This is a genomic window from Thermoanaerobacterales bacterium (genome assembly GCA_030019475.1).
In the GTDB taxonomy this organism is placed as follows: Bacteria; Bacillota; Desulfotomaculia; order Desulfotomaculales; family JASEER01; genus JASEER01.
This window is the reverse complement of sequence record JASEER010000040.1, coordinates 1-20,550: the sequence shown is the minus strand read 5'-3', so window position 1 is coordinate 20,550 and position 20,550 is coordinate 1. Positions and strand designations below refer to the sequence as shown.

Annotated in this window: 21 protein-coding genes; 18 read left to right on the top strand and 3 right to left on the bottom strand. The window is 67.1% G+C overall.

Translation table 11 applies throughout. The features are described 5' to 3' along the window. Positions 1–239: 239 nt before the first annotated feature. The 14 genes from QMC81_09890 to cooS all read left to right on the top strand — a co-directional run bounded on the left by QMC81_09890 (position 240) and on the right by cooS (position 13,934). A complete protein-coding gene (locus tag QMC81_09890; protein MDI6907775.1) occupies positions 240–950 on the top strand; it encodes a cell wall hydrolase in 711 nt (236 codons plus the stop codon). A gap of 191 nt (positions 951–1,141) precedes the next feature. Next, positions 1,142–1,849, top strand: a complete 708-nt coding sequence (locus QMC81_09885; protein ID MDI6907774.1) for a hypothetical protein — start codon at positions 1,142–1,144, stop codon at positions 1,847–1,849. Positions 1,850–1,871: 22 nt separating this feature from the next. Next, the gene (locus QMC81_09880; protein MDI6907773.1) at positions 1,872–2,633 is read left to right on the top strand and encodes an NAD-dependent deacylase; all 762 of its coding nucleotides are present in this window, start codon (positions 1,872–1,874) and stop codon (positions 2,631–2,633) included. Between the two features lie 235 nt (positions 2,634–2,868). Then, complete coding sequence (locus QMC81_09875) at positions 2,869–3,744, top strand: DUF2520 domain-containing protein (GenBank protein ID MDI6907772.1); 876 nt, start codon at positions 2,869–2,871, stop codon at positions 3,742–3,744. Positions 3,745–3,751: 7 nt separating this feature from the next. Next, complete coding sequence (gene panB, locus QMC81_09870) at positions 3,752–4,603, top strand: 3-methyl-2-oxobutanoate hydroxymethyltransferase (protein MDI6907771.1); 852 nt, start codon at positions 3,752–3,754, stop codon at positions 4,601–4,603. Further along, positions 4,603–5,454: a pantoate--beta-alanine ligase gene (gene panC, locus QMC81_09865; GenBank protein MDI6907770.1), complete on the top strand. Its 852-nt coding sequence runs from the start codon at positions 4,603–4,605 to the stop codon at positions 5,452–5,454. The genes panB and panC overlap by 1 nt, the downstream gene beginning before the upstream one ends. Beyond that, on the top strand, positions 5,454–5,819 hold the full coding sequence (locus tag QMC81_09860; protein ID MDI6907769.1) for an aspartate 1-decarboxylase: 366 nt from the start codon (positions 5,454–5,456) through the stop codon (positions 5,817–5,819). The genes panC and QMC81_09860 overlap by 1 nt, the downstream gene beginning before the upstream one ends. Positions 5,820–5,885: 66 nt before the next feature. Then, positions 5,886–6,356: a MarR family transcriptional regulator gene (locus QMC81_09855; GenBank protein ID MDI6907768.1), complete on the top strand. Its 471-nt coding sequence runs from the start codon at positions 5,886–5,888 to the stop codon at positions 6,354–6,356. Between the two features lie 130 nt (positions 6,357–6,486). Next, positions 6,487–7,398 carry a quinolinate synthase NadA gene (gene nadA, locus QMC81_09850; GenBank protein ID MDI6907767.1) on the top strand — a complete coding sequence of 304 codons (912 nt, stop codon included), beginning with the start codon at positions 6,487–6,489 and terminating at the stop codon, positions 7,396–7,398. A 16-nt stretch (positions 7,399–7,414) separates the two neighbouring features. After that, positions 7,415–8,998: an L-aspartate oxidase gene (nadB, locus tag QMC81_09845; protein ID MDI6907766.1), complete on the top strand. Its 1,584-nt coding sequence runs from the start codon at positions 7,415–7,417 to the stop codon at positions 8,996–8,998. Between the two features lie 93 nt (positions 8,999–9,091). Next, positions 9,092–9,943, top strand: coding sequence for a carboxylating nicotinate-nucleotide diphosphorylase (gene nadC, locus QMC81_09840; protein ID MDI6907765.1), 852 nt, complete (start codon positions 9,092–9,094; stop codon positions 9,941–9,943). Further along, positions 9,940–10,923 (top strand): biotin--[acetyl-CoA-carboxylase] ligase, encoded by a 984-nt coding sequence (locus tag QMC81_09835; protein ID MDI6907764.1) that lies wholly within the window; start codon positions 9,940–9,942, stop codon positions 10,921–10,923. The genes nadC and QMC81_09835 overlap by 4 nt, the downstream gene beginning before the upstream one ends. A 158-nt stretch (positions 10,924–11,081) precedes the next feature. Next, entirely contained in the window at positions 11,082–11,849 is a 768-nt protein-coding gene (locus QMC81_09830; protein MDI6907763.1) for a type III pantothenate kinase, read from the top strand. A gap of 180 nt (positions 11,850–12,029) precedes the next feature. Further along, positions 12,030–13,934 carry an anaerobic carbon-monoxide dehydrogenase catalytic subunit gene (gene cooS, locus QMC81_09825; GenBank protein ID MDI6907762.1) on the top strand — a complete coding sequence of 635 codons (1,905 nt, stop codon included), beginning with the start codon at positions 12,030–12,032 and terminating at the stop codon, positions 13,932–13,934. A 111-nt stretch (positions 13,935–14,045) separates the two neighbouring features. Here the strand turns inward: cooS and QMC81_09820 are convergent, their stop codons facing one another. From QMC81_09820 to QMC81_09810, 3 genes are all read right to left on the bottom strand, one after another. Continuing rightward, positions 14,046–14,876: a DUF4367 domain-containing protein gene (locus QMC81_09820; GenBank protein MDI6907761.1), complete on the bottom strand. Its 831-nt coding sequence runs from the start codon at positions 14,874–14,876 to the stop codon at positions 14,046–14,048. 2 nt (positions 14,877–14,878) lie between these two features. Continuing rightward, complete coding sequence (locus tag QMC81_09815) at positions 14,879–15,436, bottom strand: sigma-70 family RNA polymerase sigma factor (protein MDI6907760.1); 558 nt, start codon at positions 15,434–15,436, stop codon at positions 14,879–14,881. A 94-nt stretch (positions 15,437–15,530) separates the two neighbouring features. Beyond that, positions 15,531–15,905, bottom strand: a complete 375-nt coding sequence (locus QMC81_09810; protein MDI6907759.1) for a hypothetical protein — start codon at positions 15,903–15,905, stop codon at positions 15,531–15,533. Between the two features lie 182 nt (positions 15,906–16,087). Between QMC81_09810 and dusB the strand changes: the two genes are divergently transcribed. The 4 genes from dusB to lysS all read left to right on the top strand — a co-directional run bounded on the left by dusB (position 16,088) and on the right by lysS (position 20,326). Continuing rightward, positions 16,088–17,038, top strand: coding sequence for a tRNA dihydrouridine synthase DusB (gene dusB, locus QMC81_09805; protein ID MDI6907758.1), 951 nt, complete (start codon positions 16,088–16,090; stop codon positions 17,036–17,038). Positions 17,039–17,112: 74 nt separating this feature from the next. Next, positions 17,113–18,213, top strand: a complete 1,101-nt coding sequence (locus tag QMC81_09800; protein MDI6907757.1) for a shikimate dehydrogenase — start codon at positions 17,113–17,115, stop codon at positions 18,211–18,213. A gap of 111 nt (positions 18,214–18,324) precedes the next feature. Then, the gene (greA, locus tag QMC81_09795) at positions 18,325–18,810 is read left to right on the top strand and encodes a transcription elongation factor GreA (protein ID MDI6907756.1); all 486 of its coding nucleotides are present in this window, start codon (positions 18,325–18,327) and stop codon (positions 18,808–18,810) included. A gap of 34 nt (positions 18,811–18,844) precedes the next feature. Continuing rightward, positions 18,845–20,326, top strand: coding sequence for a lysine--tRNA ligase (gene lysS / locus QMC81_09790; protein MDI6907755.1), 1,482 nt, complete (start codon positions 18,845–18,847; stop codon positions 20,324–20,326). Positions 20,327–20,550: the final 224 nt, after the last annotated feature.

The following is a 20,550-nucleotide window of genomic DNA, read 5'->3' as shown; positions in this document are numbered from 1 at the left end:
CTGTGCCACCCCTCGGGGGTGGTTTTTTTGTTCTTACCGGGCGACGGTCTCTTGGGGGGACATCCGGGCGCGGGCGGCATAGACCTGGTAAAGGAAGAAGGATAATGTATCCTCGACGGCGAATTCCATCCACAGTGGTAAGCGTTGTTGCCATATTGGCCGAGCCTGTTCGGACCGCCGGCGCTCGGACCGCCGGCGGTCCACTCCATCCTATTTCCGACCGAAAGGAGAGTGAGAGGTTGCGACGACGTATCATCGCTTTACTTTGCGCCCTGGCCGCCATCCTGGCGACACTTGGAACCGCGGCAGGGTCGATGCCGGCTGCTGATCCGCCGGCAGCAAAGGACAGCGCGGATGTCTCTACGGAACTGACCAGAGCCGCGCCGCTCATTCCGGCGGCCGTCGGCCTCTTCGCGGTAAACCCCGCCAACCCCGCATTTGCGGTCGGCCTTTCCAGCGGCATCTCCCACCAGCTGATTCCCCCTGCCAAGCAACTGGTTAAGGCGGAAAACCCCCGTGTCGAGCAGCGGAAGAGCCTTGCCGCTGCGGGCCTAACGGAGGTGTCCCGGTCCGGGTCCCGTCCGGTCATCCCTTACACCCCGGAGGACCTTGATCTTCTCGCCCGCTTGATTACGGTGGAGGCGGGAAACCAGCCCTACGAGACCCAGGTGGCCGTGGGGGCCGTGGTCCTAAACCGCGTGCAGAGCGGGGCTTTCCCTGATTCCCTGCGCGAAGTGATCTTCCAGCCAGGCCAGTTCCCGCCTGCAACCAACGGGCGGATCAACCGCAGAGCGGCGACGGCCAAGGCCGTTAAGGCCGCGGAGGAGGCCCTCGCGGGGGCCGATCCGACCAACGGCGCCCTCTATTTTACCTCGGCAAGCGCCGCCGGCGCGTTCTTCAAAAGCCGCTCCGGCCGGATGGTGCTGGGCGACATGCTGTTTACCTTTTAACAGCTTGGGATTGAGTTTGGAACGCTTACCCGAGGGGGAGGGAGACCCGGCCTGGCCGGGGAATTCCCTCCCCTCTTCCGTTCGGACGATCAAACGCCGCCCCGCAAGCAAATCCGTTACCAGGTCTAACCAGTAACCGGTTGCGCAGTTAAATACTTCCTGGTAGACTGGGGGTGAAGAGGGGAAGACAAATGGAAGTGACCTTCCACCTCGGGGCGACACCCCTTATTACCAGCCCCCTTTGCCGTACCAACTGCCGGAGGGACAGGGCCGCCCACTGCTGCGCCCGGGCGCGGCCCCGTTTCCGAGTGGACAGCCTCTTCGCCCTGGCCTTCGACGCCGCCGACCGGCTCACGCCCATCCTTGAGTCTTACCCGTGCTCCCTCTACCTTGACGAGCCCTACCTGATCGTGGAGCGGGACCCGCTGGGCGCCTGTGCCCTGTGGACCCCCGAGGGCTGTGTGCTGCCCGGCCCCCTGCGCCCGGAGGTCTGTCGCCACTACTTCTGCCGGTTGGCGGAAGTGGCGCGTACCCAGCAGGGGCGGGCGGCCGCGGCGCGCTACGACGCCGTCGTGCGCGCGGTCTCCCGGGAGCGGGCGCGGCACCAGGAGCTCTGGACGCGGGTGCGGCGGAACTACGCCTGGCTGAACCGGCACCTGGTGCGGGAGGCGAACGGCGGGTTCGTCGGGGCGGGCCGTGCTGAGGTGCAAGAAAACCTCCTGGCCACTCTGCGAGCCTTCGAGGACGGCTACCGGGCTTACCGCCGCGCCCTGGCGGAACGGGTGACCGCCGTCCTGGGGCGGGAGAGCGTGGAGGAGGTCGTCAAAGATCCGGGCCGTCAGCCGCGTCCGCCGGCCTTGATCAGCCTGGAAGGAGCAGCCCGGGGACGGCGAGAATAATGACAGGAAAAGGGTTCACGGGGTGAAGCGCGTGGAGACAGGCGAAAAGCTGAAGACGCTGGCGCGGCTCTTGCGGGAGCATCAGCCGGCCTTCGCCCTGACCGGGGCCGGCGTCAGCACCGAGAGCGGCATCCCCGACTTCCGCAGCCGGGGCGAGGGGCTCTGGGAGCGCTACGACCCGGCCGAGGTCTGCAGCGTGGAGGCGCTGCACCGTGACCCGGCGCGGTTCTGGCGGTTCAATCTCCGCTGGTGGAGGGGTTGCCGCGAGGCGCAACCGAACGCCGCCCACCGGGCTCTGGCCGCCCTGGAGCGCGCCGGCCTCCTGCGGGGTGTAATCACCCAGAACATCGACGGCCTGCACCGCGCCGCCGGTTCCACCGTATGGGAGGTTCACGGCCACCTGCGGACCTGCCGCTGCATGCGCTGCGACCGCCGGCACGACTTTGCTTGCCTGCTGGAGCAGATCGACGACGGCGCCGATGTGCCCCGCTGCCCGTGCGGGGGGATGCTGCGGCCCGACGTGGTCCTCTTCGGCGACGCGATGGGCGAGGATTACTGGCGTGCCACCCAGGTTCTCACCGGTTGCCAGGTGTTGCTGGTGGTCGGGTCCAGCCTCCAGGTCTACCCGGTGGCGGGGCTTCCCCGGCTGGCGCGCCGGCTGGCGATCGTCAACCGGGAGCCGACGCCGTACGACGAAGAAGCGGCCGTCGTGATCCACCGCGCCGCCGGGGAGACGCTGCGGAGCTTGCTGGCGGAACTTGAAATGGAGGATGCCGGTCCATAGGATTGCCCGGAACTTGATGCGGTGGTAAAATGATCCCGTAAGACGATTGACGACCGACGACCGGATGGGCTGGCATCCCGAATCAGGGAGCCATACCGCAGTCTTTATTTACTGACCGAAACCGAAAACCAGCAGTATCCGCTTGGAGCCGTGAGGACCGAGACGGGGTTTTAGAAAAACCTTTGGACTTCGGGTCCGGGGTTTTTTGTTTTTGCATTGGAGAGGATGATAAGCGATGACGGCTGAACCATCGATGGCGATCATCGGCGCCGGGCGGGCGGGCACGGCCCTTGGCCTGGCCCTGGCGGCGGCCGGTTACCCCGTGGCCGCCGTGGCCTCGCGCCGGCTGGAGACGGCCGAAGCACTCGCCCGGCGTGTCGGCTGCCCGGCCACGGACAGGCCGGACGACGCCGCGCGCCGCGCCGCGGTGGTCTGGATCACCACCCCGGACCGGGCCGTCGCCGAGGTGGCCGGGGCCATCGCCGCCCAGGGCGGCTTCTCGCCCGGGCAGCACGTCTTCCACGCCAGCGGGGCGCTTCCGGCGGCGGTGCTCAGTCCCGCCCGCGAAAAGGGGGCCCTCGTGGCCGCGGTGCACCCGCTGCAGTCCTTTGCCGGGGTAACCGGACCCCCGGATCTCGCCGGCTGCTACTTCGGCGTGGAAGGGGACGCGGCCGCCCTGCCCCTGGCGAGGCGCCTGGTCGCGGACCTGGGCGGGGTGTTCCTGCCGTTGCGCGCGGGGGATAAGGCCCTCTATCACGCCGCGGCCTGTGTGGCCTCCAACTACCTGGTATCCGTCCTGGACCTGGCGGTCAGGCTGCTGGAGGGCGCAGGTCTGGAGAGGAAGGCGGCCACCGCCGCCCTGTTGCCCCTGGTGGAAGGGACGGTAGCCAATGTTCGCCGCGCCGGCGTTGCCGCGGCCCTCACCGGGCCCGTGGCGCGCGGCGACCTGGACACGGTCCGGGGGCACGTAGAGGCCCTGCGGGCTCTGGACCCGGAAGCGGCCGAGCTTTACCGCCTTCTCGGGTGCTACACGGCCGGGCTGGCGCGGGCGCGGGGGGACCTGGCGCCCGCCGCGGCGGCGGCTTTGGAACTCATTCTGAAGGGAGTGTAGGCGGATGATGAGCGAAGTGCGCGTTACTACGGCTACCCTGCGGCAGATGAAGGCCGAGGGGCGGCCGGTGACCATGCTCACGGCGTATGACTTCCCGCTGGCCAGACTGGTGGACGAGGCCGGCATCGACGTCATCCTGGTGGGGGATTCCCTGGGCAACGTGGTCCTGGGCTACGAGACGACCGTCCCGGTGACGATGGACGACATGGTGCACCACGTCCGGGCGGTGGCGCGGGGCGTCCGCCGGGCCCTGGTGGTCGCCGACATGCCCTTCCTGTCCTATCAGGTGTCGGTGGAAGACGCCCTGCGCAACGCGGGGCGGCTGCTCCAGGAGGGCGGGGCGCATGCCGTGAAGATCGAAGGGGGCGCCGCCGTCCTCGACGTGGTGCGCGCGCTGGTCGGGGCCGGCATCCCGGTGATGGGCCACCTGGGCCTGACCCCACAGTCCGTGCACCAGCTCGGGGGTTTCAAGGTCCAGGCACGCGACGCGGCCGCGGCCAACCGCCTGCTCGACGAGGCGCGGGCCCTTGAAGAGGCCGGGATCTTCGCCCTGGTGCTGGAATGCATCCCGGCGCCCCTGGCGCGGATGGTGACCGGCGCCCTGGGCGTGCCGACCATCGGTATCGGCGCCGGGCCGGACTGCGACGGCCAGGTCCTGGTGACCCACGACCTCCTGGGCCTGACCGGCGGCCGCGTACCGCGCTTCGTCAAGCAATACGCCGACCTGCGCGCCCGGATGCTGGCCGCCGTCGGCGCCTACCGCGACGAGGTCGTCGCGCGCCTCTTCCCGGGACCGGAGCACACCTTCGGGATGCCGGAGGATGAGATCGAACGGCTGCGCAAGGAGGGGGCGGAATAATGGTCAAGGTCGTGCGGACCATCGCCGAGGTGCGTGACTTCGTCCGCGAGGCCCGGGCGCGGGGCCCGGTGGGCCTGGTGCCGACCATGGGCTACTTCCACGAGGGGCACCGCGCCCTGATGCGCAAGGCCCGGGAGATGTGCCCTACGGTAACCGTCAGCATCTTCGTCAACCCCCTGCAGTTCGGCCCGCAGGAGGACCTGGCGGCCTACCCGCGCGACTTTGAGCGGGACCTGGCGACGGCCGCGGAGGAAGGGGTGGACGCCGTCTTCACTCCTTCCGTTGAGGAGATGTACCCCGCCCCCCAGGCCGCCTTCGTCGACATCGCCGAACTGACCGGGGTCCTTTGCGGCCGCTCACGGCCGGGCCACTTCCGCGGGGTGGCGACGGTGGTGGCCAAGCTGTTCAACATCGTCGGCCCGGACTACGCCCTCTTCGGGCAGAAGGACGCCCAGCAACTGGCCGTGATCCGGCGGATGGTCCGGGACCTGAACTTCCCGGTGGAGATCGTCGCCGTGCCCACGGTGCGGGAGGCCGACGGCCTGGCGGCGAGTTCCCGCAACGTGTACCTCACACCCGAGGAGCGGGAGGAGGCGACCATCCTGTTCCGCGCTCTGCACTGGGGGAAGCAGACGATCACGGGCGGGGAGCGCGACCCGCAGCGCGTCGCCCGCCTGATGGCCGAGACGATCAACGGCATGCCGGGGGCGCGGCTGGACTACGCCGAGGTCTTGAGCTGGCCGGACCTCAACCCCCTGGCGACTATTGAGGGGGAGGTCCTCCTGGCAGTGGCCGCCTGGTTCGGCCGGGCGCGGCTGATCGACAACATGGTGGTGGAGGCGGGGAACTGATGCTGTTAACGATGTTGAAGGCCAAGATCCACCGGGCCGTCGTAACCGCGGTGGACCTGAACTACGCCGGCAGTATCACGATCGACGAGGAACTGCTGGAGGCGGCCGGCATCCTGCCTTACGAGCAGGTGCAGGTGGTCAACACGGCGAACGGGGCGCGTTTCGAGACCTATGCCATTCCCGGCCCCCGCGGCGGCGGGACCGTGGCCTTGAACGGGGCCGCCGCGCGGCTCGGCCTGCCGGGCGACCGGGTGATCATCATGGCTTACGCCCGGATGGAGGAGGACGAGGCCAGGGCGCATCGCCCGGCTGTGGTCACCGTGGATGCCGGGAACAAAGTGCTCCCGTCGAACGGAAAGGCTTGACAGAAACAACACGGACACATATTATTTGGTTCAAATTATGCAGGGGTTAAAGAGGGTCGAATTATCGTGGCCGCAGGAGACAAGCCGGACGTGCAGCGGGTTAACCGCCTTTTCACGGAGATCGTCAACGCCGTGATGGCGCACCATAACCGCCTTCTCAGCAAGGTTGCCGGGGGGCGTATGCTGACCATGTCGGAACTTCACGTTATCGACGCCATCGGGAGCGAACTTCTCCCGATGTCGGAAATCGCCACCCGGCTTGGGGTGACCCCGGGCACGATCACCGTGGCCGTTGACCGCCTGGAGAAGAAGGGGTTTCTTACACGCATGCGGACCGCCGAGGACCGCCGGCTGGTGCTGGTCGGGCTCACCCCCCGCGGCGAAGAGGTCCTCCGCCACCACGCGGCGGTGGACCGTTACCTGGCTTCCTGTGCGGTGGCGCACCTGTCGCCCGGGGAACAGGAGTCACTGGTTAAGATGCTGGACAAGGTGAGGCAGGCGATCGTAAATGCTCCAGCCGTACCATTCGACATCTGAGCGGGCTTCGCCCAAGGGCCCCGCTTTCTTGACAATACGTTTGGGCCGCCCTTAGAATGAGCTTATAGACGCGCCAGGAAACTGGGTTTTTCTTTTTTATAGCTGGGGGAGTGAGAAGGTGAGGGCCGTGGTGGATAGCGCAGACATTATTGGGAGGATCAACAGGCTGCGGCGGGAGCGCCGGGCGGTAATCCTCAGCCATTACTACCAGCGTCCGGAGGTCCAGGACATCGCCGACTTCGTGGGTGATTCACTGGAACTCTCACGGCAGGCGGCCGGCACCGACGCCGCGGTCATTGTCTTTTGCGGCGTCCATTTCATGGCTGAAAGCGCGTCCATCCTTTCTCCGGATAAGATCGTCCTGCTGCCGGAACCGGACGCCGGTTGCCCGATGGCCGACATGGTGACCGCCGAGGCTCTCCGGCGGCGGAAGCGGGAGCTGCCCGGTTACGAGGTGGTCGCCTACGTCAACACCTCGGCGGAGGTCAAGGCGGAGAGCGATATCTGCTGCACCTCGGCCAATGTGGTGAGGGTGATCGAGTCCGTCCCGCGCGAAAAGGGCATCCTCTTCATCCCGGACCGCAACCTGGGCCTTTACGCGATGCGCATGACGGGGCGGGAGGTCGAACTCTGGCCCGGCTATTGCTGTGTTCATGAACATATCACCCCGGAAGACATACGGCTGGCCCGCGCCGCCCATCCACAGGCCAGGGTCCTGGCCCACCCCGAATGCCTCCCGGAGGTCCTGGACCTGGCGGACGCGGTGGCCAGTACCTCGGGGATGATCCGGTTCGCCGCCCGGTCGGCGGACAGGGAGTTCATCATCGCCACCGAGGAAGGGCTTCTGCACCAGTTACGGCGGCAATGTCCGGGCAAGGAGTTTTACCCGGCGGCCGAACGGCTTCTATGCAATTCAATGAAGATGACGACCCTGGAAAAGGTCGCGTGGGCGCTGGAAACGCTGGAACCGCGGGTGGACGTGCCGGACGATGTGCGCCGCCGGGCGCTCAATGCCCTGGAGCGGATGCTGGCGATCAACTGAAGGGGGACCGAGGAATTTGGCCGGACGCTACCTGATGAATTTTGACAGCGAGGCCCTGCCCCAGGAATCGGTGGATTACCTCGTGGTGGGCAGCGGCATCGGCGGCCTTTACGCCGCCTGGTGCCTGCACCGGGCCGGGGCGGAAGTGCTGGTCCTGACCAAGCGGATGGTGGAGGATACGAATACCGAGCGCGCGCAAGGGGGAATCGCCGCGGCCATCGGGGCCAGCGATTCCCCCTTCCTGCACGAGAAGGATACCCTGACGGCCGGGGCGGGCCTGTGCGATGCCGACGCGGTGCGCATCCTGGTCACTGAGGGGCCGCAGCGCGTCCGGGACCTGGTGGGGATGGGCGCGCGCTTTGACCGCCTGGACGGCGGTTTTGCCCTGACCCGCGAGGGCGCCCACAGCCGGCGGCGGATCCTGCACGCCAGCGGGGACGCCACCGGGGCGGAGATCCAGCGCGTCCTTTCCTTCCAGGCCGAGGGAGAAAAAATCCCGATCCTCGAATGGCACTTCGCCGTCGACCTGCTGGTGGAGCAAGGCCGCTGCTACGGGCTCCTGGCCTACGACGAGGAGCACGGCTCCCTGAAGGTGTTCCGCTCGCGGGCGACCATCCTGGCCACCGGCGGTGCCGGGCACCTCTATGCCCGGACGACCAATCCCGAGGTGGCCACCGGCGACGGTATCGCCCTGGCCTACCGTGCCGGGGCCGAGGTGGCCGATATGGAGTTCGTGCAGTTCCACCCCACGGCCCTGGCCCTTGAAGGGGCGCCGACCTTCCTTATCTCCGAGGCCGTCCGCGGCGAGGGAGGCGTCCTGCGCAACATCCACGGCGAGCGCTTTATGCCGCGTTACCATCCTCAGGCCGAACTGGCCCCGCGGGACGTGGTCACCCGGGGCATCCTGGCCGAGATGTCGGCGACCGGCGCGCAGTATGTCTACCTGGACGTCACCCACCTGCCGGCCGAGGAGATCCCGAAACGCTTCCCCACCATCACCCGGACCTGTGCCGGCTACGGCGTCGACATCACCCGGGAGCCGATCCCCGTCGCCCCGGCCGCCCATTATATGATGGGCGGCGTGAAGACCGACCTGGACGGCCGGACGTCCATCGAGGGCCTGTATACCTGCGGCGAGGTGGCCTGCCCCGGGGTGCACGGGGCCAACCGCCTGGCATCGAACTCTCTCCTGGACGGCCTGGTCTTTGGGGGCCGGATCGCCCGCCGGGCTATAGCCGCCGCTCCAGCGTCGAACGGGCCGTGGCCTCATTTCGCCTGCTCCGACCTGCGGGAGGACGCCGGGACGGACTACGCCGCCCTGCGACGTACCCTGCAAGAGGTGATGCAAGAGAAGGTCGGCCCGACCAGGACGGCGCAGGGGCTGGCCGAGGCCCTGGAGTTTTTCGACCGCCACCTTGACCTGCGGGGGGCGGCGGCTCCCGGCCCGGAGGCGATGGAGGTCCGCAACCTGCTGGAGATCGGCCACCTGGTCGCCGAGGCCGCGGCCAGCCGCACGGAGTCCCGCGGCGGGCACTTCCGGGCCGACTTCCCGGAGCCGAAGGCCCGGTGGGAGAAGCATATCATTTTCCGGCGGCAGTAAGTTTCTTTGAAATCAGGCCGCTTTACTTGGCCGCAATCAGCTCGCTGCGCTCGCGTAATCAACGCCCGGCGCGAAAATGATAGGGGTTAATACATGTTTCCTGCCGACTTGGACGACTTGATAAGACGATGCCTGGCCGAGGACGTGGGCCCCGGCGACCTTACCACCGAGGCCCTGGTCGACCCCGGCGCGCGGGCGCGGGGAGAATTCCGCGTCCGGGAGGACGGGGTGGTGGCCGGGCTGCCGGTGGCGGCGCGCGTCTTCGCCCTCGTGGACGAACGCATCGTCTTTACCCCGCACGTGGCCGAGGGAACCCGGGTGACCGCCGGAGAGACGCTGGCCGTGGTGGAGGGGCCGGCGCGCGGGATCCTTACCGGAGAGCGCCTGGCCCTCAATTTCCTGCAGCGCCTGTGCGGCATCGCCACCCTGACCGCCCGGCTGGCGGTCCTGATCGCCGGCCACCCCGCGCGGCTGCTTGATACCCGGAAGACCACGCCGGGCCTGCGCGCCCTGGAGAAGTACGCGGTACGCGCCGGGGGCGGGCACAACCACCGCTTCGGCCTTTATGACGGCATCCTGATCAAGGACAACCACATCCTTGTCGCGGGCGGGGTCCGCGAGGCGGTGGCCCGGGCCCGCGCCGCCGCGCCCCACACCCTGCGCATCGAGGTCGAGGCCGAGACCCTGGAGCAGGTGGAGGAAGCCCTGGACGCGGGCTCCGACGTTATCCTGCTCGATAATATGGACCCGGCGACCGTCCGCCGGGCGGTGGAACTCGTCGGCGGCCGTTGCCTGCTGGAGGCCTCGGGGGGCATCAGGGAGAGCAACATCGCCGCCTTCGCCGCCACGGGCGTGGACTACATTTCCCTGGGCGCGCTGACGCATTCGGCGCGGGCCCTGGACATCGGCCTGGACTTTATTCCGGAAGGGGCCGCCGGCCGTTGAAAGAGCGCATCCTGGAAATTCTGCGGGAGCACGCCCCCGGAGCGGTTTCCGGGGAGGACCTGGCGCGGCGGCTCGGCCTTTCCCGCACCGCGGTCTGGAAACACGTCGCCGCCCTGCGCCGGGACGGGTACCCCATCGCGGCCGCCCCCCGCTCCGGCTACCGCCTGACCGGGGAGGGGCCCGACCGGCTTACGGCCGAGGCGGTCCAACCGCTGCTGACCACCGGCGTCCTCGGCCGCTCTTACGACTATCTCGCCGAAGTCGACTCCACCAACAACCGGGCGAAGGACCTGGCCCGCGCCGGGGCCCCCGAGGGCACGGTGGTGCTGGCCGAGCGCCAGACCGGGGGACGGGGCCGGCTGGGGCGCTCCTGGCACTCCCCGCACGGCGGGCTGTGGTTTTCGGTCATCCTGCGCCCGGCTCTGTCCCCGGCGCGGGCGCCGGAGGCGACCTTCGTGGCCGCCGTGTCCGTTGTCGACGCCCTGCGCGCCTATCCGAACCTGAAGGTCGGCATCAAGTGGCCCAACGACCTGATCGCCGGGGGGCGGAAGCTGGGGGGCATCCTGACCGAACTGGCCGCCGAGGCCGAGAGGCTGGAATGGCTGGTGGTCGGCATCGGCCTGAACGTAAACATAGAGCTGGAGGCCTTTCCCCCCGCCCTGCGGGAGGCGGCGGCCAGCGTCTCGGCCTCTGCGGGCCGCCCCGTGGACCGCGCCAGGCTGCTGGCGGCGATCCTGGGGTCGATGGAGAGGTGGTACCGGGCCTGGCTGGCCCAGGGGTTCGGCCCGGTGATCGCCGCCTGGCGCGAGCGCCAGGAGTGCCTGGGCCGGCGGGTCAGGATCGTCACCGGCGGGAAAGAGTGGTACGGGCGGGCCCTGGCCGTTGACGACGAGGGCGCCCTGCTCGTCGAGCGCGCGCCGGGCGTGGTGCAACGGGTGCTCTCCGGCGACGTCTTATTGGAGAACGGCGGAAAACACTGAATGCTGTTGTATACCTTGATTATGAGCCCGGGTTATTTTCTTCGGGAAGCTGAATCGGCCTTTGCTGGAATGTTTGTTGCTTTCGCATTTCTAAACAGGAGCAAGTTTGAGAGCCGCGGCGCATCTGGTTCTGGAAGTAACTAAGGGGGTGACCGTCCTTGTTGCTTGTGCTGGACGTCGGGAATACCAACATTACCGCCGGCCTCTTCGCCGGCCGGGAGCTGGCCGCCCACTGGAGGGTTTCGACGCGCCGCGCCTGGACGGCCGATGAGTGCGGCCTGCTCCTCAAGCAGCTCCTCGGCGACCGCGGCTTCACGGCGCGGGACGTGGCGGCGGTGGTGGCGGCTTCGGTCGTGCCCCCCTTGAACACCGTGCTGGAAGAGGCCGTCCACGGCTACTTCAACTGCGAGCCTATGGTTGTCGGCCCGGGGATCCGGACCGGCATGCCCATCAAGTACGAGAACCCCAGGGACGTCGGGGCCGACCGTATCGTCAACGCGGTCGCGGGCTTTGAGGAACACGGCGGGCCGCTGGTGATCGTCGATTTCGGGACGGCCACCACCTTTGACGCCGTCTCCGCGAAGGGGGAATACCTGGGCGGGATCATCGCCCCGGGGATCGGGATCTCCTGCGAGGCGCTGTTCAGCCGGGCGGCGCGCCTGCCGCGGGTGGAGCTGGTGCGCCCGCCCGCGGTCATCGGGCGGAACACCGTCCACAGCATGCAGGCCGGGATCGTCTTCGGCTTCGCCGGCCTGGTGGACAATGTCGTGCACCGCATGCGGGCCGAGTTGGGCGGGGCGGCGACGGTCCTGGCCACCGGCGGCGAGGCGGCGCTGATCGCCGGCGAGAGCGCCACCATCCAGCACGTGGACCCCTTCTTGACGCTGAAGGGCCTGCGGATCATCTACGAACGCAACCGCGTTTAGCCTTGGAAAGAAGCAAACAGGAATGGGCGGCAGGGGTTGTCATTTCCGGCCCGGTGGTCGACACCGGGTTTTTTGCTGCCTGTGACGAAGGTCACACCCCGGGTGCGGCATGGCTCACGGACAGGCGGGGGACGGGTCTGATAGGATGGGCGCGAAGAACGCTCAAAGGAGGAGACAGCTATGTCCGGATGCAGCGGATGCCCATCCAAGGAAACCTGCGGCCTGTCGGCCCACGCCTCGATCAACGAGATGCAGGAGGCCGCCGCGGCGCAGGGGATCAGTACCGTTTTCGACCGCTACCGCGCCCAGCAGCCCCAGTGCGGTTTCGGCATGAGCGGGGTCTGCTGCCAGCTTTGCAGCCACGGCCCCTGCCGTATCAGCCCGAAGGCCCCGCGGGGGATCTGCGGCGCGACGGCGGATACCATCGTCGCCCGCAACCTGGTGCGTCTGGCCACGCACGGGGCGGCGGCCTACACCCACCACCTCGAAGAGGTCTGCAAGACCCTCAAGGCCGCCGCAGCCGGCAAGACCCCCTTCAGGATCGGCGACGAGGCCAAGCTGCGCCAGGTGGCCGGGCTCTTCGGCCTGGACCCGGGCGCCGATAGCGCCGAGCTGGCCGCGGCCCTGGCGGACCTGGTACTCAACGAGCTGCGCAAGGGGGCCGACGAACCGTCCGCCCTGGTCCGGCTGCTCGCTCCGGCCTCGCGCCTTCAGGCCTGGGAGAAGCTCGGCGTGGTGCCGGGCGGCCTGCTTTCCGAGATCAGGGACGCCTTGACCAAGAGTATGAGCAATATCAATACCGACCCGGTCGACCTGCTGCTCACCGCCGTGCGGCTCTCCATCGGCGCCGGCTACCTGGGCCTGGTGGGGACTATCACCCTGCAGGACATCCTGCTGGGGACGCCCCGGATCACCACCGGCCAGGCGGACCTGGGAGTGCTCGACCCGGAGACGGTGAACATCGTCGCCCATGGTCACGTGCCCCTGGTGGGGACCGCCGTACTCCAGGCGGCGGCCGATGAGGAAATCCTCGCCGAGGCCCGGGCGGCCGGGGCTAAGGGGATCAAGGTCTACGGCTCGATGTGCACCGGCCAGGAGCTGCTCCAGCGCGGCGCCACGAGCGGGGATGGCCTGGCCGGCCAGCTTGGCAACTGGATCACCCAGGAGTTCATGGTCGCCACCGGCGCCGTCGACCTGGTGATGATGGATATGAACTGCTCCCTCCCGTCCTTGAAGGATGTCGCCGACCGCTTCCACACCCGGCTGGTTTCGGTCGACCGCATCGTCCGTATGGCGGGCGTCGACACCCACGTCGACTACGAGCCGGAGAAGGCGGCGGAGCAGGCGCGCGGGCTGGTGCGCACGGCCATCGACGCCTACCGCGACCGTAAGGCGGAGAAGATCTACATTCCCGACCGGAAGAGCGGCCTGGTCACCGGCTTCGGCGTGGAATCCATCCTCGCGGCCCTCGGCGGCAGCCTGGACCCGCTCCTGGATGCTGTCAAGGCCGGGCGGATCCGCGGCATCGTGGCCGTGGTCGGCTGCACGAACAACCGCAACGGCCACGACCACCAGGTGGTATGCATCTCGCGCGAGCTGATCAAGCGTGATATCCTGGTGATCAACGCCGGTTGCGCCTCCAGCGCGACGCAGATCGAGGGCCTGATGCTCCCCGAGGCGGCGGCGGAGGCCGGCGCCGGGCTGCGCGCCGTCTGCCGGGCCCTGGGCATCCCGCCCTGTCTGAACTTCGGCTCCTGCGTGGACATCGGGCGCATCGGGGTCGCCGTGACGGCCATTGCGGGCGCCCTGGGCGTGGACCCGAGCCGGCTCCCGGTGGCGGCCTCGGCGCCGGAGTACCTGGAGCAGAAGGCGGTTGTGGACGGGATCTTCGCCGTGGCCTTCGGCCTTTTAACGCACATTGGGCCGGTGCCGCCGGTGACGGGAAGCGAGCTGGTCACCGAGGCCCTGACGCGGGGTATAGAGCCGCTGGTCGGCGGGCGCGTGCTGGTGGAGGAGGACCCGCACAAGGCGGCCGCGGCCCTGGCGGCGCACATCGAGGAGAAGCGCGCCGGACTGGGAATCTGAAAGCCGGCCCATCCTCGCCCAAAACGGGATGTGAGATATATGGGATGTGAGATGTGGGAACAGCGGATGGGCTTCCCACCTCTCTTTAGGCGGGGCGGCTGACGGCCGCGGCTACTGGATTGAGACGGCGACCTTCTCAATTTCCTCCGGCGGGATCTTCCCGGAGAGTTCGTAGAACATCTCGTTGTCGAACCAGGTCAGGGTGCACCACTGCTTCTTGTGGACCAGCAGGGTGGCGTTGTTCCCGTTGACCTTAATCTCCCGCATCTCGGTGTCCTCGGCGTCGAACCCCCGGCCCATGCCGAAGCCGCCGGTGATATTGAACTGCTCAAAGCGCAGGTACCGTCCTTCGGGGCCCTCGTAGATCATCTCGATCCTTCCCGACGTGCCGCCGGGGTGGGGTTGATAAGTGATATCTTGACGGGTGTACCCCTCAGGGAGGTAACGCGGCACCCGGACCATGAACGGCGCGGCGGCGCGCACCTCCTCGAGGGTCAGGCCCTTTTGCTCCGGCGGCGTGGGGATCTCCTTTATTTCGGGGTCGAGAACCGTTCCGCCCTGGGGTCCGATGCCCGGGGGAGGGGGGGACGGGGGCGCCTGGTCCTGCGGGTGCCTTCCCGTCATAAGGTTCATCTGCCCGTCACCCAGGTCGACCATCGTGCGGGTGGTATGAAAAACACGTTGCCCGATGGCCCCCAGCTGGTCGGGGAAAGCGATCGGGACGGCGATAACGACGGCAAGCAGCAGGGCCGCCGCCAGGACAAGGCGTGGGACGCGCCAGGGCCCTACACGTACCTTGCGGCGTTCGGCCTCGTAACGGCGGAGCCTCGCTTCGAAGCGTTTCCAGGACTCCTCGATGGGCGGGGGCTCACAGTCCTCCATGCGGGCCCGCAGGGCCTCGCGCAGCAGTTCCTCGAATTCTTCGTCCGTCATCTGGCGCATCCTCATTCACCCCCTTGCTTAACCGTAGAGGATGCCTTCCGGAGCAGTTCGCCGATCGTCAACCGGGCCCTTCGCAGCCGGGTCTTGACCGTGCCCTCGGGGGCGCCGGTCACCTCACTGATCTCCCTGACCGTCATCCCGCGGAAGTATTTCAGGAAAACGGCTTCCTGGTACTCCGGTTCCAGCGCGGAGACGGCGGCCTGGACGGCCCTTCGCTCTTCCCGGGAGAGCAGCCGGTTTTCCGGCATCGAGTCCGCCGCGGCCGCGGCCTCCGCGTCTCCGGATACCGGGCAGAGGTTGCGGTTGCGGCGCAAGGCGTCCCGGGCGCCGTTGATGGCGATGCGCACCAGCCAGGCCTCGACCCGGGAAGCGTCGCGCAGCTGGTCAAGTCGTTCGTAAGCCTTCAGAAATGTTTCCTGGGTTACGTCTTCCGCCAGGGCGCGGTCGTTCGTAACATAGTAGGCGGCATAAAAGACGGAACCGTGGAAAAGCCTAAACAGCGTCTCCAGGACGGTAACATTGCGTGTCAGCGGCTCGCGCTCCGGAAACCGAAGGCCCATCCGAGTTTCACCTGCCCCCGGAGAAATTCGTCCTCCGGGTTCGGAAACCCTTCCCCGGGGTGCAGACCGCCGCCCCCCGGCGGGGGCCGCCCTCCTACCCGCCGGCCGCCTTTATGTAAGTGATTCTCCAGCCGGCGAGCGTGCGGGTGAAGTACAGGCGGAGCGGCACTTCATCCGCGTCCTGAACGACGGTGACGTCGACGGTGCGGTAAAAGAAACTGTTCCCCGCTTCCGGCTCCTGAAAAGCCCCGCTTTGAAAGGCGGCGACGAGCCGGTGGATGGCCGGGGCGTCAAACCAGGACACCTTCTCCCGCGCTTCCGTGGCCAGGTAAAACCAGGCCCGGCTGTTTCCTTCGTTTAAGTGGGCCGCGAACTCCCGGGCCAGGCGTTGCGGGTTCTGCCAGGCCTGCAGGGACAGAATCACGGCCGCCATCATAAGCAGGATTACCGCCGTCAAAAGGCCGGACAAAGCCGTAAACGTCCTTGCCGGGGACCGGTACGCCGGCCCGCTCACCGCCGGTTGCTCGGAAATGGTCGGTCACCTCTGGCGCAATTCAGTTCTCTTCATTAATAAAGACGCGGGTGAAGGGTTTTTGGTTTCAGGCGGGTAAAATAAATCGCCTGAAGTCATCTTAAGGCGGTGAAGGGCCGGTGCGCGTTGGGCCGGTAGTTTTAGAAAACCCTGTGGTGGCGGCGCCCATGGCCGGTATCACCGACAAGGCCTTCCGCCTGCTGGCCCGGGAGATGGACTGCGCCCTGGCCTTTACGGAAATGATCTCCGCCCAGGCCCTGCTCTTCGGCAGCAGAAAGACCCTGGAGATGCTGGACATCGAGGGGGAAAGCCCGGTCGCCGTCCAGCTCTTCGGGTCCCGCCCGGGGGACCTGGCGCGGGCGGCGCGCCTCGTGGCCGCCGCGGGGGCGGATATCATTGACCTGAACATGGGCTGCCCGACGCCGAAGATCGTCAAGAACGGTGAGGGTGCGGCACTGATGCGCGACCCGCGGCTGGCCGGGGAGATCGTGGCCGCGGTCGTCGACGCCGTCACCCTGCCGGTGACGGTCAAGATGCGCCGGGGGTGGGATGCCGATTCCCCGGACGCGGTGGAGGTGGCCTATGCCGTGGTGGATGCCGGGGCGTCGGCGGTTATGGTGCACGGCCGCTACCGGAGCGAGTTTTACAGCGGGCGCGCCGACTGGGGCGTCATCCGGGCGGTCAAGGAAGCAGTGGACGTGCCGGTGATCGGCAACGGGGACGTCTGGACGGCGCCCGACGCCCGGCGCATGCTCGACGAGACGGGCTGCGACGGGGTGATGATCGGCCGCGCCGCGCGGGGCAACCCCTGGATCTTCCGGGAGGCCGTGCATTACCTTGCGACCGGCGGGCAGTTGCCGCCCCCTTCCGGGGCGGAGCGGGTGGCCATGGCCCTCCGCCACCTGGACCTGCTCGTGAGATACAAGGACGAGGACACGGCCGTCCTGCAAATGCGCAAGCACGCCTCCTGGTACACCCGCGGCCTGCCGCATGCCGCCCGGCTGCGGGAGCGGCTGCAGCGGGCCGATACCGTCGCCGAATTGCGGACGCTGATTCAGATGGTCCTGTGAGCCCGAACTGCCCCTTGCCTGGATAACGGTGCGGTTATAGAATGGACTAAATCCCCGTGCGAGGAGAATCCTGTTTGGAACGTTTCGCTTTCGTGATCCATCCCTTGAACGTCGACGATGTGTCCCGGAAGTTCGGCTTTGCCAGGTACCTGCCGGACGCCTGGGTTGAGAAGGCGATCAGCTGGCTGCCCCCGATTAAAACAGCGCACATTACCGGCGTAAGGTCCGCCCATAACGAAGTGGAAGGCTGGTTTGTTTCCTGCCCGCTCACGGCGCGGCAGATCATGAGCCTGCCCCCGGAGAAGGTACTGGACAAGGTCGTCCGGACCGGGCGGCTGGCCGAGAAGCTGGGGGCGCGCATCCTGGGGCTCGGCGCCTTCACGAAGGTCGTCGGGGACGCCGGGAAGACGGTGGCCGAGAGGCTTTCGATCCCGGTGACGACCGGCAACAGCTACACTGTGGCCACGGCCCTCCAGGGCACCAGGGAAGCGGCCCGCCTGATGGGCCACCGGCTGGACGAGGCGGTCGTCGCCGTCGTCGGGGCCACCGGCGCCATCGGCGGGGTATGCGCCCGCATCCTGGCGCGGGAGGCCCGGGAGATGTTCCTGGTCGGCCGCAACCGGGGTAAGCTGGAACTGCTGGCCGACAAGATCATGTATGAGAGCGGGCTGGCGGCCCGGGTGACCGAAGACCTCAAGGGCGCGCTGCGGCAAGCGGACGTCGTCGTCACCGTGACCAGCGCCGTGGATGCGATCATCGAACCGGAGGACCTCAAGCCCGGGGCCGTGGTATGCGACGTGGCGCGGCCGCGGGACGTGTCCCGGCGGGTGGTCGAAGCGCGGGACGACGTACTGGTCATTGAGGGCGGGGTGGTGGAGGTGCCGGGCGAGCCGGACTTCCATTTTAACTTCGGCTTCCCGCCCCGCACCTGCTATGCCTGCATGGCCGAGACCATGATCCTCGCCCTGGAGGGGCGGTTTGAGAGCTTTACCCTCGGGCGTGAATTGACCGTGGAACAGGTCGAGGAGATCGGTGCCCTGGCCGCGAAGCACGGCTTTAAGTTGGCCGGGTTCCGCAGCTTCGAGCGGGCGATCACGCCGGAAAGGATCGCCGCCATCAGGGCCAACGCTCAAGGGCGGCGCCTTGACAAAGGCGGAGCCGCTCACTATAATTGATGCGAGTTAAGAGAGGCTCGTGGGGCACTGCGTGTTTCAATAGGCAGTGCCTAAAGTTTGTCCTTTTGTTTGCGCAATTAAAGTAAGCACGGTAGAGGAGAAGATCAAAAAATGAAAGAAAAAGAGGTCATCCTGACGGTCTCGGGGCTAAAGAAGCTGGAGAGTGAACTGGAGCACCTCAAGTCGGTACGCCGGCGGGAGGTCGCCGAGCGTATCCGCCAGGCCATTGACTTCGGCGACATCACCGAGAACTCTGAGTATGAAGACGCCAAGAACGAGCAGGCGTTTATCGAGGGGCAGATCCTCACCCTGGAGAAGATGCTCCGTAACGCGAAGGTTATCGACGCCGAGGACGTCGCCACCGACGAGGTCAGTGTCGGCGCCTCGGTCCGGTTGCAGGACCGGCAGGACGGCTCGGAAATCACCTACACCATCGTCGGCTCCATGGAATCGGACCCCGCGGCGAACAAGATTTCCAATGAGTCGCCGGTCGGCCGGGCCCTGCTGGGCCGCCGGGTCGGGGACGTGGTGCAGGTGCAGGTGCCGGCGGGTGTGCTGACCTACGTTATAAAGGAGATTACGCGCACCAACCTGTAGATATTTAGATCAGACAGGATTCCGGGGGGTAGGCATGGACCAGCGTCTTGAGGATTCGGCGGAATCGGACTTGATGCGCGTGCGGCTGGAGAAATTGGCCGACCTGCGGGCACGGGGCATTTCTCCCTTCGGGGGGCGCTTCGTGCGTACCCACGAGGCGAAAGAGGTCAAGGGGGATTTCGACCGGTTAGAGGGCCGGAAGGTACGGTTGGCGGGGCGCCTGATCGCCCGCCGCGGCCATGGGAAGGCGACCTTCGCCGACCTGCAGGACAGTTCGGGCCGCATCCAGATCTACGTCCGGCTGGATGACGTCGGCGAGGACCTCTACGGCCTCTTTAAGACTCTCGACATCGGGGACATCATCGGCCTGGAGGGCCGGGTCTTCAAGACCCGGGCCGGCGAGGTCAGTGTGGCCGTCTCCAGGTTCGAGCTGCTTTCCAAGTCGCTTCGTCCCTTGCCCGAGAAGTGGCACGGCCTGAAAGACGTCGAACTCCGCTACCGGCGGCGTTACCTGGACCTGATCGTCAACCCGGACACCAGGCAGACCTTTGTCACCCGCTCCCGCATCCTGCACGAGATCCGCCGCTTCCTGAACGCGCGAGGCTTCCTGGAGGTTGAGACGCCGATGATGCAGCCCCTGGCCGGGGGTGCCACGGCGCGGCCCTTCAAGACCTACCATAACGCTCTGGACATGCCCCTCTACCTGCGCATCGCCCCGGAACTCTACCTGAAGAGGCTGCTGGTCGGCGGTTTCGAGAAGGTCTACGAGATCAACCGCAACTTCCGCAACGAAGGCATCTCCACCCGCCACAACCCCGAGTTCACGATGCTGGAGCTTTACCAGGCCTACGCCGACTACCACGATATGATGGAACTCACCGAGGAGTTGATCATCCACGCGGCCGAGACCGTCCTCGGCACCACCGTGTTCCCCTACGGTGAGGCCGAGATCAACCTGGCGCGCCCCTGGGCCCGGGTGACCATGCTGGAGGCCCTGCGGCAGCACACCGGGATCGATTTCGCCTCCCTTTCCGGCCAGGAAGCGGTCGACGCCGTGCGCCGGCTGGAACTGGAGATCGAAGACCTCCCGGGGAACTGGGGCGAGGCGGTGAACACCGCCTTCGAGGAGCTTGTGCAGCCCCGCCTGATACAGCCGACCTTCGTCTACGACTACCCGCTCGAGATCTCCCCGCTGGCCAAGAAAAAGGAAGACGATCCCCGGCTGACCTACCGCTTCGAGCTGTTCATCTACGGGCGCGAGGTGGCCAACGCCTTCTCCGAGTTGAACGATCCCCTGGACCAGAAGGAGCGGTTCCTCGCCCAGCTCGCCAAGCGCGAGCGGGGGGACGAGGAGGCCCACGTCTACGACGAGGACTTCGTCACCGCCCTCGAGTACGGGATGCCCCCCGCGGGAGGGTTGGGCATCGGCCTCGACCGGCTGGTGATGTTTCTTACGAACAGCCCGTCGATCCGTGACGTCATTCTCTTTCCGCTTCTGCGCCCGCGGGATGATTAGAACGGTCAGGAGCATGGCCCCAGAACAGCCTTGACACTGTTAAACGGGTTATGCTATATTAAGTCTTGCGACGGCGAAAGATGCAAACAAAACACCAAAACAGCCAGTAAGTACTAGTTGACAGGGCCGTTTCGCGGGAGTTAAAATTAAGATTGTGTCGCAGGACACGGCGGTCTTTGAAAACTGAACAGTGGCGTTTGCGAAGAGCTTTAATGGAGAGTTTG